At 46.7% G+C, this 15,486-nt stretch carries 12 protein-coding genes; 11 read left to right on the top strand and 1 reads right to left on the bottom strand.

What is annotated here, in order from left to right; genetic code table 11:
* Positions 1 to 120 precede the first annotated feature (120 nt).
* Entirely contained in the window at positions 121 to 2,517 is a 2,397-nt protein-coding gene (locus BK126_RS09465; protein ID WP_076312285.1) for a glycoside hydrolase family 16 protein, read from the bottom strand.
* 506 nt (positions 2,518 to 3,023) lie between these two features.
* On the opposite strand from BK126_RS09465, the gene BK126_RS09460 reads away from it, so the two are divergent.
* From BK126_RS09460 to BK126_RS09410, 11 genes are all read left to right on the top strand, one after another.
* On the top strand, positions 3,024 to 3,788 hold the full coding sequence (locus tag BK126_RS09460) for a MerR family transcriptional regulator (protein ID WP_076312284.1): 765 nt from the start codon (positions 3,024 to 3,026) through the stop codon (positions 3,786 to 3,788).
* A gap of 264 nt (positions 3,789 to 4,052) precedes the next feature.
* The gene (locus BK126_RS09455) at positions 4,053 to 5,093 is read left to right on the top strand and encodes an ABC transporter ATP-binding protein (protein ID WP_076312283.1); all 1,041 of its coding nucleotides are present in this window, start codon (positions 4,053 to 4,055) and stop codon (positions 5,091 to 5,093) included.
* 17 nt (positions 5,094 to 5,110) lie between these two features.
* Positions 5,111 to 6,838, top strand: a complete 1,728-nt coding sequence (locus BK126_RS09450) for a putative 2-aminoethylphosphonate ABC transporter permease subunit (RefSeq protein WP_076312282.1) — start codon at positions 5,111 to 5,113, stop codon at positions 6,836 to 6,838.
* Between the two features lie 46 nt (positions 6,839 to 6,884).
* Positions 6,885 to 7,685: a phosphonoacetaldehyde hydrolase gene (phnX, locus tag BK126_RS09445; protein ID WP_076312281.1), complete on the top strand. Its 801-nt coding sequence runs from the start codon at positions 6,885 to 6,887 to the stop codon at positions 7,683 to 7,685.
* Positions 7,679 to 8,809, top strand: coding sequence for a 2-aminoethylphosphonate--pyruvate transaminase (phnW, locus tag BK126_RS09440; protein WP_076312280.1), 1,131 nt, complete (start codon positions 7,679 to 7,681; stop codon positions 8,807 to 8,809). Before phnX ends, phnW begins: the two co-directional genes overlap by 7 nt.
* A gap of 145 nt (positions 8,810 to 8,954) precedes the next feature.
* Complete coding sequence (locus tag BK126_RS09435) at positions 8,955 to 9,740, top strand: DeoR/GlpR family DNA-binding transcription regulator (protein WP_076312279.1); 786 nt, start codon at positions 8,955 to 8,957, stop codon at positions 9,738 to 9,740.
* 210 nt (positions 9,741 to 9,950) lie between these two features.
* The gene (locus BK126_RS09430) at positions 9,951 to 11,027 is read left to right on the top strand and encodes a putative 2-aminoethylphosphonate ABC transporter substrate-binding protein (RefSeq protein ID WP_076312278.1); all 1,077 of its coding nucleotides are present in this window, start codon (positions 9,951 to 9,953) and stop codon (positions 11,025 to 11,027) included.
* A gap of 181 nt (positions 11,028 to 11,208) precedes the next feature.
* Positions 11,209 to 11,832 carry a deoxynucleoside kinase gene (locus tag BK126_RS09425; RefSeq protein ID WP_047914393.1) on the top strand — a complete coding sequence of 208 codons (624 nt, stop codon included), beginning with the start codon at positions 11,209 to 11,211 and terminating at the stop codon, positions 11,830 to 11,832.
* Positions 11,829 to 12,485: a deoxynucleoside kinase gene (locus BK126_RS09420; RefSeq protein WP_076312277.1), complete on the top strand. Its 657-nt coding sequence runs from the start codon at positions 11,829 to 11,831 to the stop codon at positions 12,483 to 12,485. Before BK126_RS09425 ends, BK126_RS09420 begins: the two co-directional genes overlap by 4 nt.
* A 283-nt stretch (positions 12,486 to 12,768) precedes the next feature.
* On the top strand, positions 12,769 to 14,121 hold the full coding sequence (locus tag BK126_RS09415) for a sodium-dependent transporter (RefSeq protein WP_143757699.1): 1,353 nt from the start codon (positions 12,769 to 12,771) through the stop codon (positions 14,119 to 14,121).
* Positions 14,122 to 14,397: 276 nt separating this feature from the next.
* Complete coding sequence (locus BK126_RS09410; RefSeq protein ID WP_076312275.1) at positions 14,398 to 15,474, top strand: hypothetical protein; 1,077 nt, start codon at positions 14,398 to 14,400, stop codon at positions 15,472 to 15,474.
* Positions 15,475 to 15,486: the final 12 nt, after the last annotated feature.

The following is a 15,486-nucleotide window of genomic DNA, read 5'->3' as shown; positions in this document are numbered from 1 at the left end:
CGACTATACAGAAAGAAGCAGGCCAGTGTGAATTGAGCCTGCTTCTTTCTTTTGAGCTTATAGAGGTGCTTTGACCTGAAATGATGATGACGGATGCTGTACCTGCTTAGAATCGATATGTTATTCTGGCACACCTTGGGTAACGCCATGGGTGTAAGTGAGCCAAGGAGTATCTAACGCCCCTCCACCGGGATTATAGGTGAAGAAGTACTCAATAGTATCGCCTTGCTGAAGGTTATTGACGCTGTAGGTGTAATTGCCATTCCCTGTGGAGCTCATAGCGACGTTCAATTGACCACCGTTGTTCACTTTATAGTGTAAATCCGCAAAAGTTGCACCATTCACATAGAACTGCAAATCATCTCCTAGGATTTTTAGCCCCTTAACCTCATCTCCAACGACAGAGATCGGTTCGGGTTCAGTAGGGTCTGTAGGATCGGTAGGGTCAGGATTCGAGCTGCCTTCCTTGTAGACACGGACATAATCCACCTGCATGGAGGCAGGAATATCGCCGGGATTTGGTGTCTGTCCACCGTCAAAGCTTCCGCCAACCGCAAGATTCATAATGAGATAGAAAGGCTCATCGAATGGTGCATTCGGATTATCCGGTGCAGCAGTGGAGTACCACTGCTCTCTGGTCACTTTGAAGAAGAACTTGCCGTCCACATACCATTTAATGTTGTCTTCTTCCCATACGACAGAATACACGTGATAATCATTTGCGAACGTCTGGCCTTCCGGGAAGTGATACTCTCCTGAGAGATGCCGGTTAGCTGGCCATTGTCCGCCAAAATGCACAGCGCCGCTGGTTGAGCCCGGCAGGCGTCCTCTGGCTTCCATAACATCGATCTCACCGGATGATGCCCATACCCCATAAGTACTGTTCTCTGGGAGCATCCACAAGGCTGGCCATAGGCCATTCCCCGTCGGCAGCTTCGCACGAAAATCCACTCTGCCATATTCGAGAGAGAACTTATTCTTTGTATTAATCTTACCGGAAGAGTATTGTGCATACCGACTTGGGTCTTGCGGGAAGGATTTTGGCTCGTTCAAGGCTTTGATGTTTAGATTCCCATCTTGTACAAAGACATTCTGTGTACTATTCGTGTAATGCTGCAGCTCGGAGTTACCCCAGCCCCAGGTGTTCGGGTCATCATTAAGATAATATCCTGTTTCATAGCTCCACTTGCTTGTATCAAGTGCGGATCCATTAAATTCATCCCGCCAGATGAGGTTCATGCCTTGAATGTCAGGATTACTTGGCGTGCCAATTGCAATATCTTCTTGATCAGTTACATCTGGACGCGGGGCATCTGGATTGCCAATAAAGGTATAGACCACGTAATTATTGCCGATATTGCCGCCTTTTTGACCATTCAGCGGATAGCCGATTCGAATCTGCATATCCTCTTGGATGGGTTGAAACCAGAGACCATAGATGTGATCCGCCCAATAGCCCCACTGATTGGCATCCGACATGTTGTTATATCCGTTCGAGGCGTATGTAAATCCGCTCTGGCTAGATTGATCCAGGTCTATCCATACTCCGCCAACGTTGATCTGGTATACAAAATTACCGAGCTCATTACCTATAGCAGCTCCGCCATCGATCTTGGGAAGAGGAATGCCAATGGCGCCGCTCTCATCTGCTGTAAATGTTGTCCCCTCATAGGGTGTTATTACATAAGAGTTTCTTACCGGTTCATTAAAAGTAATCGTGTAAATAACGTTAGCACCCGACGTTTTAGATTCTAATTTGACATTGATCGACTCAGTTACATTGAACCAGAATCCGCCGCCGCCATCGGTAAATTGACCAAAGTTCTGATCATAGATCCAGCCGCTGGCTGCATTGTTGTCAATATCAATCCACTCCGTGTTATTGATCGGCTTGACGTAAACCTTCAGATCATCTGCTACGGCTTGATACGTTACAGCTGGATCATTATTAAAAGTAGGATAGGTAAAGCCTGCACCGCCTGTATATCCTGCTGTAATCTGCGGTCCTTGAGTCGGGGTCATCGCGGTGATGGTTGTTTTGTTGATGTTATTGAATACGAGCGTATACTCCAGCGTAGCTCCTGTTGTTTTGGAGTACAGCTGAAGCTCCGTTGTAGAGGAAAGGGTAAACCAATAGCCATTGAAGCCGCCATCGCTCCAGTGCCCCCAGTTTTGGTTGTAAGTAAAGCTGTCGATACTATCAATATCAACCCAGCTGCCATTGAGCTTTACCTTAACTCCCAAATCTTGAGCAACTTCATTCCATGTAACAGCGCCTCCGTTAAATACCGGCATGACAAAACCATAGCTGGCCTGCCCAACACCCGAGTTTGTAATAACAGGCCCGTCGGCAGCTGAGAAGTAGGTCATAGAGGTAATGGATGGGGCTGCTTCTTCAGCTGCATGAACATTCGAGGCGGGCAGCAGGGTGAAGGTAGTGATTAGAATTGCGGTTAAGAATAAGCTGAATGCGGCGTGCAAAATACTTTTCTCCGTAGCATGACGACGATGCTTCATAAATAACCTCCCTCAAAAGAGTAGATGCTCCCCAGTGGAAAAACCGCTTTGGTAAACGCTTCCAAATGGGGGCGACTTTATTTTATCCAATAACATTTGGGGATGAACAGGTCGCATTTTTTGGATTTCGTCACATTATTTCGGTTTTTCAAGTCTATCAGTGAAATTTTTGGAAGACGAACGACTTTTGTGATAGCAACCAGAGAGAGACAGCCAAAAATGGAACGTGCGCTTTGATGCATCCTCGAGATACCTACAAAACCACCCAAGTGGAATTTTTGGATGACGAACGACTTTTGTGATAGCAACCGGAGAGAGGCAGCCAAAAATGGAACGTGCGCTTTGAAGCATCTTCGAGATACCTACAAAACCACCCAAGTGGAATTTTTGGATGACGAATGACTTTTGTGATAGCAACCGGAGAGAGGCAGCCAAAAATGGAACGACTGAAACGCTTGAACCTAACGCAACGTGATGGATTATGATCAGTTCAGGGAGGTGAAGAAATGCTGTACAAAGTGAAAGAAGTGGCAAAATTCACGGGAGTCACGATAAGAACGCTGCATCACTACGACGAGATTGGACTGGTTAAGCCGGATGAAGTCACCGAGTCCGGTCACCGGCTGTATTCAGACGACAATTTGAAACGTCTGCAGCAGGTGCTGTTTTTTCGCGAGATCGGGTTCTCGCTGCAGGAGATCGGACCGATTCTGGATAGGCCGGATTTCGACCGAAGGGGAGCGCTTGCCGCGCATAAAGAGCTGCTCTTGGAACAAAAGAGACGGCTTGAGGAATTGATCGATACCGTCGATCGAACGTTAGAAGAGGAGAATGGGGGAATGACAATGTCAAAGGAAGAGATGTTTAACGGCTTTGATATGAAATCTATTGAAGAGCATAAGGCGAAGTATTCACAGGAAGCGAAAGAGAAGTACGGAGCTGAGATAGTCACGCAGACTGAGCGCAGAACAGATGCCTACACGGAGCAGGATTGGGCGAGAATTCACGCCAGAAATAAAGAGATTAACGACAAGATTGAAGGCGCCATGGATCTGGGGCCGGCAAATGCACAGGTACAGGAGGGGGTTGCTGAGCTTCGTCAGGAGATTACAAACAACTACTATGACTGTACACCCGAAATTTTTCGTGGGCTGGCCGATCTGTATGTGGAGGATTCAAGATTTACGAACAATATAGAAAAAGGGAGAACTCCAGGATACGCTGCATTTCTAAGAGAAGCAATGATCATATACTGCGATAGTTTAAATTAAGAATAGACCGATTCTGTAGCTATCCAGATACTAAATCGTCAATAAAATGGAAGCTGTTCTGACTCCTATAAAGGAGTTAGCAACAGCTTTTTTTGTGTTTGTATAGCCAAAACAAACTAAAAACAAGTAAAAACACAAAATTAACGTGTGATTGACACTCTGTTAACAATGGTTCCGTAGACTGTAGTTACAGCTAAGGCAATTAAGACAAACTGGCTGTTACGCTAGCAGGCAATTCAAAGAAAGTAAGTTAGGAGAATGCAAATGAACAGTGGGGGCTTGGTGATTGAGAGCATTAGCAAGTCGTTTGGAACCTATACAGCACTACAACATATCAATGTAACGATACCCAAGGGAAAGTTCACATGTCTATTGGGTCCCAGCGGCTGCGGCAAGACGACATTGCTGCGGATTCTGGCAGGGCTCGAGCAACCGGATCAAGGAAGGATTATCCATGAAGGACAGGATATAACGGGGCTGCGACCAGCTAAACGGAACTTTGGTATTGTGTTTCAATCTTATGCGTTATTTCCCAACCTGACCGTCAAAGACAACATCGCTTACGGGTTGAAAGGGAAAATGCCAAGAAAGCAGATTCAGGAACGAGTAAGAGAAATGCTGGAGCTGGTTGGACTTGCAGGAACGGAAGCCAGATATCCGGCACAGATATCCGGCGGGCAGCAGCAGCGAGTGGCACTGGCAAGGGCTATTGCACTGTCGCCTGATGTGCTTCTGCTGGACGAGCCGTTGTCGGCACTGGATGCGAAGGTACGCGACAAGCTCAGACATCAGCTGCGTGAGCTGCAGCAGAAGCTGGGAATTACGATGATCATGGTTACCCATGATCAGGAGGAGGCACTAACGATGGCAGACCAGATTGTCGTGATGGATCATGGCCGTATCATGCAGTGCGGAACGCCGCAGAACGTGTATGATCAGCCATCGTCTCCTTTTGTGGCAGACTTTATCGGGGCTATCAATTTTATTCCGGCTGAGGTTATAAAGCAGAACAAAGACAATAAACAGTTGGCTATCCGTCCTGAGCATATCTCGCTGGATACAACAGCTGCGGTGCCGGAGGAAGGATTAATTAGCGGTTATGTACAGCATGTCGAGTTCAGGGGGACCTCCTACCGCATTGACCTGCAGCTGGCTGATGTTCAGGGCAGGCCGACAGACCACCGAATTGCGATTGATATTGCATCGGAAGCTGCACGGCGTAAGGACTGGACTTCTCCTTCGCTGATGAGCTTCCGGCTGAATCCTGAGCATATTCTGGAATTTGAAGCTGAAGGGGCTAGATAAGGAGGCGAACGATAGTAATGATGAAGCAAACCTCAAGCCATATCACATTAGGGAAATGGAAGCAGCTAAGAATCCGTGGCAGAGGCTCCTCCTTGTGGACACTTCTAATCGTGCTGCTTGGACTGGTAACTGTGGTTATCCTCCCGCTTATCTTTCTGTTCAGACAAGCTTTTATGGATCAGAATGGAGTGTTTGTCGGTCTGGCCAACTTTGCGAAGTATGGAGAGTCTCCCGCTTTATTGCAATCCCTGCAGCATTCACTTACGGTATCCGTGCTGACGACAGTGATCGTCATACCGCTCGCATTCGGACTTGCTTATGTGCTGACGAGAACGGATATCAAAGGTAAGGGCATCATCAAAGGGCTGGCAATGCTTCCTTTGTTCGCGCCAACGATGATGCATGGATTGGCATTGACTTATCTTTTTGGCAATCAGGGACTGTTCACAACCGGATTCTTTGGCGCACTTCCCTTTGAATGGAGAATTCCGCTCTATGGGCCCGTCGGCATTCTGATTGCTGAAGTGATCTACACCTTTCCGCAGGCGTTCTTGATCATGATGGCAGGGCTGATGATTAGTGATTACCGCTTGTACGAAGCTGCTGATTCCATGGGGGCATCACATTTCAAAAAGCTGTGGTCCATCACACTGCCTTCGGTTAAGTACGCGTTACTAAGCACGGCTACCGTATGCTTTACGCTCAGCTTTACGGATTATGGAGCACCCAAGGTTGTGGGCGGACAATACAGCGTGCTGGCCACAGATGTCTATAAGCAGGTAGTCGGACAGCAGAACATGTCCATGGGCGCTGTCGTCGGAATCATGCTGACCGTTCCCGCTGTGCTCGCTTTTATTCTGGATCGCATCGTTACACGCAAACAGCAGGCTTACGTTACATCTAAATCTGTGCCATACGCTATAAAAAGAAATAGGCTGCGCAACACGTTTGCTTATCTCTATGCCGGTATATTTTCACTCGTCATTGTAACGGTGATGGGAGCTGTCGTATTCGCTGCATTTGTTAAGAAGTGGCCATACAATCTGTCGCTTACAATGGATAACTTTAATTTCAGCAAGGCGGCAGCAGGGGGCTTTGATCCATTTTGGAACAGTGTGCAAATGTCCATCATGACGGCGGTGCTCGGTACGGTGCTGATCTTTGCTATTGCCTATCTCATTGAGAATACGAAGGGATTCCGGGGCTTGAGACAAGCGGCTTACTTCTTATCTATTTTGCCGATGGCGCTGCCTGGCCTGGTTATTGGTCTAGCCTTTATCTATTTCTTTAATCACCCGGGCAATCCACTTGGATTTATGTATGGTACGATGGCGATTCTTGTTCTGGCCAATATTCTGCACTTTTACTCGGTTCCTTTCATGACGGCCACAACGACTCTCAAGATGATGGATAAGGAGTTTGATCAGGTGTCGGAATCCATGAACGTAGGGAGAGGACGAACTTTCTTCCGGGTTACGGTTCCATTGTCCATGTCGGCCATACTCGAGATGTTCGTCTACCTGTTCGTTAACAGCATGGTAACGATCTCGGCCGTCGTGTTCCTGTATGGTGCTGACCTCAAGCTGGCGTCCATCATGATTGTAAATATGGATGATGCTGGGGACACAGCGCAGGCGGCAGCCATGTCCGTGCTTATCGTCCTGCTGAATTTAGCTGTGCGTGGAGGATATGAGGCACTTACCGCTAGGCTTCGCCGCAAAACCGCTGCGTGGCAAAAGAGATAAATTCTGTAGCGGAATTAAACAAAATAACGATATCGGAGGTAATCACATGATTAGAACAGTAATTTTGGATTGGGCAGGTACGATGGTAGATTACGGGAGCTTCGCTCCAGTAGAGGTATTTCGGAGATTGTTTGCAGAGCACGGCATCGCGGTCAGCTCTGAGGTCATTCGTAAGCCGATGGGACGAATGAAGATCGATCACCTGCGCGATATTTGTGAAGATCCTGGAGTTTCCGCAGCATGGCAGGAACGATATGGCCGTCTTCCGAATGTACAGGATGTCCTTACGATGTATGAAGCCTTTGAACCGATGCTGTTCTCGTTGCTCGATCAATTCGCAGTTCCAGTACCGGGTGCTGTAGCGATGGCAGACAGACTGCATGCAAAAGGTATTACGATCGGTACAACGACGGGATATACACGTGCGATGCTTGATGTCATCGTACCTGAAGCGGCCAAGCACGGCTATAAGCCGGACAGTGTAATTGCACCGGATGAGACGGCCGCGGGCAGACCTTATCCTTGGATGATCTTCCGCAATGCGGAAGTGCTGGGCACGATTCAGATGAAGGATATCGTCAAGTGCGGGGATACAGAAGCAGATATGAGAGAAGGACGTAATGCAGGAGTATGGGCTGTGGGTGTTGTATTTGGCGGCAATGAGCTGGGGCTTACTGAAGAGGAGGTACGAAAGCTGCCTGAGGGAGAGAAGCAGAAGAGATTTGACGAGATTGCAGAACGATTGAAAAAGGCAGGCGCACACTACATCATATCCGAGATTGGCGAGCTGGATCGAATCATTGAAGATATTAATCTTCGTATGGTGAAGGGAGAGCTTCCATGCTGACTGTAAAAAAGACAAGCAATAATCCGTATCTGCTGTTGACCCCCGGACCGTTAACCACGACGGACACTGTGAAGCAGGCCATGCTAAAGGATTGGTGTACATGGGACGATGAATACAATGCACTGGTGAATTCTATTAGGCACAGGCTGGTTCGACTGGCTGCACCTGAGCACACAGAAGAATATACCGCCGTGCTTATGCAGGGAAGTGGCAGCTTCAGTGTTGAAGCGGTGCTTGGCACAGCTCTGCCGAGGCAGGGGGGGAAGCTTGCAGTAGCGGTAAACGGAGCATATGGTGAACGCATGGTTGAAATGGCGAAGGTGCTTGGCATCCCGGTGACCGCTGTCCGTTTTGATGAGAGAGAAGCGGTTTGCCCGGCTGTTTTTGAGGAGGCACTGATGAAGGATCCTTCCATTACTCACGCGGCAATCGTTCACTGCGAGACGACAACAGGGATACTGAATCCACTCCAGGGACTGAGTGATGCGGTAAGACGCCAGGGCAAAACACTAATCGTGGATGCCATGAGCAGCTTCGGCGGGGTTCCGCTGGATATGCATGAGCTAGGAATTGACTATTTGATCAGTAGCAGCAACAAATGCATTCAGGGCGTTCCCGGCTTCGGATTTGTACTTGCTCGAATCAGCTGTCTCGCCGCTTGTAAAGGCAACGCACGCTCACTGTCACTGGACCTCTATGATCAATGGGATATCATGGAACGAATGAATGGAAAATGGCGTTACACATCTCCAACCCATGTCGTTCGAGCATTTGATCAGGCATTAATAGAGCTTGAGGAAGAGGGTGGTGTGAATTCACGCTACCATAGATACCGTGGAAATCAGCAGCAGCTGGTTCAGGGAATGAAGGAAGCGGGCTTCTCTACATTACTGCCGGAAGAATGGCATTCTCCGATCATCACCTCGTTCCGGTATTCGGAGGATGACTTCTCTTTCTCCGAATTTTACAGCCGGTTGAAGGTGGAAGGCTTCGTTCTATACCCAGGTAAGCTGACAAGTGTGCCTACGTTCCGGATTGGAACGATTGGAGATGTGCATGCTTCGGATATGGAGGAGCTGATCAGCATTGTGAAGCGACTAAAGGCTGCAAATGGAGAGAAGTAAACTGCGATGAGAGCCGGGAATAAAGAGCGAGCTATAGTTTTTCAATGTCCTATATCTTAGAATAAGCTCAAAATAAGCACTATGATGTGATCAATGCCTTACTGAGATTTATACAATACAGCTGGTTACAAAGGAGAATGAATAGATGTCACTCGCTGGAGAGGAACGAAAGCAGACCATATTAGATATGCTCCATATGCAGGGTAAGATCAGAACGCCTGAGCTGGTAAGGGCATTGGATGTCTCTTCGGAAACCATTCGCAGATACCTTGAGGAACTAGAGAATGAGAACAAGCTGAAGAGAGTGTACGGAGGTGCTGTAAAACTCAACGTGGAGCGGGAAGAGCCTGCCTACGGCAAACGTGAAGTGCTTCAGGCAGAGGAGAAAAAGCGAATCGGCAGGACGGCAGCTTCTCTCGTACAAGACCACGACATCGTTGTTATTGATGAAGGGACGACAACACTGCAGATGATCGATTCACTCGTTCTTAAAAAGCATCTGACAATATTGGTGTCTTCAATCTATACCTTGAACTTGTTAATCAATTATAAGAATAAAGGCGCGTTCGACGGAGAGATTGTACTTATCGGCGGAAGAATCAATTCCAAGCATTATCGTGCATCAGGCACACTTGCTGTAGAGTTCATGTCCGGTTTCCATGTCGACAAAGCGTTTGTGGTTGCGGACGGCCTTCAGCTGGATACCGGAATCACGAGCTATGAGGATGACAGAGGATTGTTGGCACGAACCTTCATGAAGCAGGCGAAACAGACCATTGTGCTGGCGGATCACACCAAGATCGGAACCTCTCACTTCTATAAATTTGCTGACTTCAGAGAAGTGGACATGATCGTGAGCGATGTTCCGCCTCCTGCGGCCTGGGAGAGCAAATTAACCGATGAGGATGTGCATTGGGTCGTAGCCGATTAAATGCCCGAATCGCAGCCTTGCATTTCATATAACCATGATGTGTGAAAAATGTGCATGTCATGGTTATTTTATTATCTATAACACACAACAAAACAATATAAAATGGTGTAAAAACACATATTTTACTTGTGTTTAACAGGCCGTTAACGTATGTACTCTATAGTAGAGGAGTACTGAGTAACACAACCTGAATAGGGAGAGGGACAACTTATGAAAAAAAATGCAATGCTGCTCATATGCCTGTTATTAATATCTGCACTTCTGGCTGCCTGCGGAACCAACGGCAGCGGCGCCGGTGAAGGCTCTAGTGCGCAAGCCGGATCTGGCTCGGGAGAGGAAGAACTCACGGTATACACTGCGCTGGAGGATGATTTAATAGAGGCATATTTAGCATCCTACCGAGAGAAATATCCAAATGTGAAGCTGAATATCGTACGCGACTCTACAGGCGTCATTACAGCCAAGCTGCTGGCTGAGAAGGACAATCCTCAAGCCGACGTGGTGTGGGGTGTAGCAGCTACAAGTCTGCTTGTCCTTGATGAGCAAGGCATGCTTGCTCCTTATTCTCCGGCAGGAATCGAGCGAATCCAGCCTGAATTCAAGGATGAGGCTGAACCGGCGCGTTGGGTAGGTATTGATGCTTGGGAGACGGCATTTATTGTAAATACAATTGAGATGGAGAACCGTGGACTCGCCGTACCGCAAACTTACGAGGACCTCTTGAAGCCAGAATACAAGGGAATGATCACAATGCCGAACCCGGCCTCCTCTGGGACAGGCTTCCTAACGGTATCCGGTCTCACTCAGCTGCTCGGGGAGGAAGAGGCATGGAGCTATATGGACAAGCTGCATGACAATGTTGGAGTCTACACTCACTCTGGATCCAAGCCGGCCAAGATGGCAGGTACGGGAGAATATCCGATCGGAATTTCCTTTGGATACCGCGGTATTGTAGAGAAGAATGAAGGGTCTCCAGTTGAAGTGGTATTCCCAAGCGAGGGCTCTGGCTGGGATGTCGAAGCGAATGCACTTATACAGAAGGAGCATGTGAAGCAGACAGCCAAGGACTTCCTGGACTGGGCTATTGCGGATGAAGCTATGACGGAATATGCAAAGAATTATCCCATTACGGCGGTTAAGAACGAATCCGGAGCCATTCCGGAAGGATATACACAAGATCCGATGAATCAATTGATCGAATATAACCTTGAAGAAGCCGCGAGTCAGCGGGATGAAGTGCTTGCCGAGTGGAGCAGTCGTTACGAAGGTAAGAGTGAAGCTGAATAAAAATAAATCTGCCGTTTGAATGATCGTATCTCTCTTTGGTTCATGAACTTCATGACCGAAGAGAGATATTTTTGCTTCGTGAATTGTTCCTGATTTTAGTGCTCTCACGCGGACCTCAACTTGTGATACAATAAACTGTCTATAAATGATTAATCGGCATGATAACTACAGGAGGATTCACATGAGCACAGGTTCCTTTATCGCTGTTGAGGGCCCGATCGGGGCTGGTAAAACGACGCTGTCCACAATGCTGTCACAGGAGCTGAATATTCCGCTGCTGAAGGAGATTGTGGAGGAGAATCCGTTTCTCGGCAAGTTCTATGACAACATTGAAGAGTGGAGCTTTCAGCTGGAAATGTTCTTCTTATGCAATCGTTATAAGCAGCTGGAAGATACGACAACGAAATATATTCAGCATGGTCAGCAGGTCATATCCGACTACCATATCTACAAAAATCTGATCTTTGCCCAGCGTACGCTCTCCGGCGTGAAATGGGAAAAGTATCGTCAAATTTATCACATTCTTACAGGTGATCTTCCGAAACCGGATTTGATTATATATATTAGGGCTGATCTTCAGACACTCTTGAAACGTATCCAAATGCGGGGACGGTCGTTTGAGCAAAATATGGATACCGCCTATTTAGAGCAGTTGATTATTGACTATGATCATGCAATGGCATCCCTTGCTGAGAGTGAGCCTGATACCAAAATTATTACGATCGACGGGAATCAGATTGATTTTGTAACGCATCGCGAGCAATTTGACCTGATTGTGTCCGAAGTAAAGGAGTATATTAAATGAGTGAAATACAAATTCCGGCTAACGCCTTAATTACGGTTGCAGGAACAGTGGGTGTGGGTAAATCGACCCTTACCGCTGCGCTTGCAGAGCGGCTCGGATTCAAGACATCCTTGGAGAAGGTCGATCACAATCCTTATCTGGAGAAGTTCTATCATGACTTTGAGAGATGGAGCTTCCATCTTCAGATTTATTTTCTGGCTGAACGTTTTAAAGAGCAGAAAAGTATATTTGAAGCTGGTGGCGGATATGTTCAGGACCGTTCCATATATGAGGACACCGGAATATTTGCACAAATGCATGCAGACAAAGGCACAATGAGTGAGACAGATTTTGAGACGTATTCCAGTCTGTTTGAGGCAATGGTCATGACACCCTATTTTCCTCATCCGGACATTCTCATCTATTTGGAGGGCAGTCTGCCTTCCATATTGAATCGTATTCAAGAGCGTGGTCGGGAGATGGAAATTCAGACCGATCCGGCATATTGGGAAGAGATGCATGAGCGCTATGCCAAATGGATTGGCGGCTTTACCGCTTGTCCGGTACTTAAGCTGAACATTGACGAATACGATGTGCATGATCCGGCTTCTTTGGACAGTATTCTGAAAGAAGTAGAACAAATCATTCAAGCTTCCAGAAGGAAGCAGCAATAGATGGTTTTGTTAACGATGCTTGAATATAGGTCAGGGAACTTGTGCATTAATAAATATAAAACAAATAAAAGGTGGCTTTGGCCATCTTTTTGATAGTAATGCATGATTTTAATGGATATTTGTGAATTTTCATTAGATATTAACATAGGTCTATAGAATTATAACTTGCTATTACTAACATTTTTATGTATACGGATGTTCATCTATCTTGTATAATATCAAAAAAATTTAGAAAAAAGAGTCTTAATATGTAAGGCTTTCTTCAACAGAGATGGAGGACATCATGGTACCAAAACAAACGAATCAATTGGATACACCGGGTACAAAAGAACGATTTTCTTCAACAGGCTTTATTTTGGCCGCAATCGGCAGTGCAGTAGGGCTGGGTAATATGTGGAAGTTTCCTTATATTACAGGTCAGTATGGAGGGGGAGCCTTCTTCCTGCTCTTTATTGTTTGCTTGCTCATTGTAGGCTTGCCTGTATTGCTGGCAGAGCTTGCGATTGGACGTGCAGGACGCGGCAGCGCATCCTCTTCCTTTGTCAAAGCTGGAGGAGGAAAAATTTGGGGCGTATTCGGATTGTTATCCGTCATTGCGCCATTCGTTATTATGACATTCTATTCCCTCGTAGCAGGCTGGACACTTCACTACGCAGTGCTGTCCTTTAGTGGACAACTGTTTAACAATACGGACTTTGGTGCACAATTTGGTTCATTTACCGGTGGTTATATGCCTATCGTATGGGGAGCCATCGTGGCTGTAATTACGGGCTTCGTTGTTGTCAAAGGAATCTCCGGCGGGATTGAGAAATTTAACAAGATCCTCATTCCAGGTATGCTGGTTCTGCTCGTCATCCTAATGATTCGTTCCATTACGCTGCCGGGTGGTATGGAGGGTGTATCCTTCTTCCTGTCACCGGATTTCTCGAAGCTGACACCTGAATCAGCGCTTGTTGCGCTTGGACATGCCTTCTTCTCCCTCTCGCTCGGGATGGGGACGATGATTACCTACGGTGCCTTTGTTAACCGTCAACAGTCGCTTGGATCAGCAACAATGGCTGTCGGCGCAGGGGATATGCTGTATGCACTCATTGTCGGTTTGATCATCTTCCCAACGACATTTGCCTTTAATATTCCTGCGGATTCGGGACCAGGTCTTGTCTTTGTTGCTCTTCCCGCTGCATTCTCCGCGATGCCGCTTGGCTGGTTCTTTGGGGGGTTGTTCTTCATCCTTCTCGGAATTGCAGCGCTGACTTCATTAGTATCCCTGCTTCAAGTTCCCGTTTCATATGCAATGGAGAAATGGAACTTGCGCCGCAGTACAGCGGTATGGATCATATCTGGACTGGTGTTTCTGCTGAGTATTCCGTCCGCTGTATCCATGGGGCTTATGCCAGATCTTATGATAAACAATATGCCAGTGTTTGACTTTGTTGATTTTGTAGCCTCTAACTGGTTCCTGCCGCTGAGTGGACTTGTTGTAACTCTGTTCGCAGGTTACTTCTGGAAGAACGTTGGCGAAGAAGCAGGGCTCACGCAGAAATGGTTCCGTATATGGCTGTTCATGCTTCGCTATATCGCACCAATTCTGGTGTTGTTCGTATTCCTGTACTCGGCACAGATTATTAAATTGTAATACGGCAGCATCCTCTTTTTTTAGGAGAAACTATACGCAAAACCTCTTTCGCTGTAGTGGCGAAGGAGGTTTTTTATTATGATTAAGGATACATGATCAGACTGTAAAAAATTACAATGTGAATATGCAGGAGGATAGAACAATTTTCGACAATCATTTGCCTGATCATCTGTTATATTGGTATGAAAGTTAATTTTTGCAGAATTGCGCATCTGTGTTCATCTATATGTATCTACATGTATCTTGAAGATTCAAGAGAGAGGGGCTCAAACGTTAATGCGTTTGGAGAAAAAAGAAATATGGTTTATCTCCATCATCCTGATGCTGATCATAGCCTTGATGATGATACTGATTAATATATGGAGCTCCGAGCAGCAGAATGCTGCTGAAGATCAGAGTCTGCCTGCGGCACAGAGCGAAGAAGACTCAGGTATGGTTCTGGAGCCAGTAGAAGAACTGACGAAGCAAGAGGAAAGTGCTGATGCTTCTAAGAGTGAAGCTCATCTTCAATCCGTGAATCCCCATTTTCCTGAAGACCTGCCTTTCCCCATTGAGAAGACAGAAGGTAATCTCGGGGATCAATTCCCGCTGGACAAGATGTCAGTGAAGAGAATCAGTATTATGGTCAGCTTGGATAACGGGGTTAGAGGATACACCGTTTCGCCGCAGAGCTATCGCGTTCTGGTGCAGGGGCTGACAAGCCTCAATTTATCGACAACGAAGACAGAGATGAATTCCTCGGCTCTCGCTTCCGACGTGTATATTCGCTTCCATCTCGATAATGAGATGTATTTTATCAAGTACAATCTGGATTCCAATACAGTAGAACTGAATGGTCAGCATTTCTATGCTTCTCGTAATCTGATGAGCTATCTTCATTTATTTTGCAGACCGGGCACGCTGCTCGGTATGTTCGGTGAAATGAGAGGGATCGATGTAAATGCCGAGGATGCTCCTGCACCTCAGGAAGATATGACACGGGTTTATGACCCGGAACGGTTCAAGATCCAGGAGAAAAATTTCGCAGAATGGAGCCGTTATATCAGCAGCAACTCCGATTATAAAGAAGCTTACCGTTACTATTCTGTCAGTGATGATAACATGAAGACCGTTCGTATTCATGAGGAAGAGGGTATCTTGTCAACGCCATCAACGATTCTTTTTACGAAGAACAACGTCTCGTCCCCAGATGGCATCAGCATAGGGATGAGTGAGAAGGAGGTGCTCAGCATGCTGGGCAGCCCTAATCTTTCGCAGGGTAACAAGTGGAGCTATACTATAAATGATGATCTTAAGTTTAATTTGTATTTTACTGAAGAGAATCTAAGATATATAACGCTGACCAGCGAATGAAAGGGTAAATAG

Origin of the sequence: Paenibacillus sp. FSL H7-0326 (assembly GCF_001955535.1) — a bacterium.
Lineage (GTDB): Bacteria > Bacillota > Bacilli > Paenibacillales > Paenibacillaceae > Paenibacillus > Paenibacillus shunpengii.
This window is presented reverse-complemented; position numbering and strand designations above follow the sequence as displayed.

Coding starts and splice junctions, on each gene's coding strand:
- BK126_RS09465 (WP_076312285.1), bottom strand. CDS start 2,517: ATGAAGCATCGTCGTCATGCTACGGAGAAAAGTATTTTGCACGCCGCA.
- BK126_RS09460 (WP_076312284.1), top strand. CDS start 3,024: ATGCTGTACAAAGTGAAAGAAGTGGCAAAATTCACGGGAGTCACGATA.
- BK126_RS09455 (WP_076312283.1), top strand. CDS start 4,053: ATGAACAGTGGGGGCTTGGTGATTGAGAGCATTAGCAAGTCGTTTGGA.
- BK126_RS09450 (WP_076312282.1), top strand. CDS start 5,111: ATGATGAAGCAAACCTCAAGCCATATCACATTAGGGAAATGGAAGCAG.
- phnX (WP_076312281.1), top strand. CDS start 6,885: ATGATTAGAACAGTAATTTTGGATTGGGCAGGTACGATGGTAGATTAC.
- phnW (WP_076312280.1), top strand. CDS start 7,679: ATGCTGACTGTAAAAAAGACAAGCAATAATCCGTATCTGCTGTTGACC.
- BK126_RS09435 (WP_076312279.1), top strand. CDS start 8,955: ATGTCACTCGCTGGAGAGGAACGAAAGCAGACCATATTAGATATGCTC.
- BK126_RS09430 (WP_076312278.1), top strand. CDS start 9,951: ATGAAAAAAAATGCAATGCTGCTCATATGCCTGTTATTAATATCTGCA.
- BK126_RS09425 (WP_047914393.1), top strand. CDS start 11,209: ATGAGCACAGGTTCCTTTATCGCTGTTGAGGGCCCGATCGGGGCTGGT.
- BK126_RS09420 (WP_076312277.1), top strand. CDS start 11,829: ATGAGTGAAATACAAATTCCGGCTAACGCCTTAATTACGGTTGCAGGA.
- BK126_RS09415 (WP_143757699.1), top strand. CDS start 12,769: ATGGTACCAAAACAAACGAATCAATTGGATACACCGGGTACAAAAGAA.
- BK126_RS09410 (WP_076312275.1), top strand. CDS start 14,398: ATGCGTTTGGAGAAAAAAGAAATATGGTTTATCTCCATCATCCTGATG.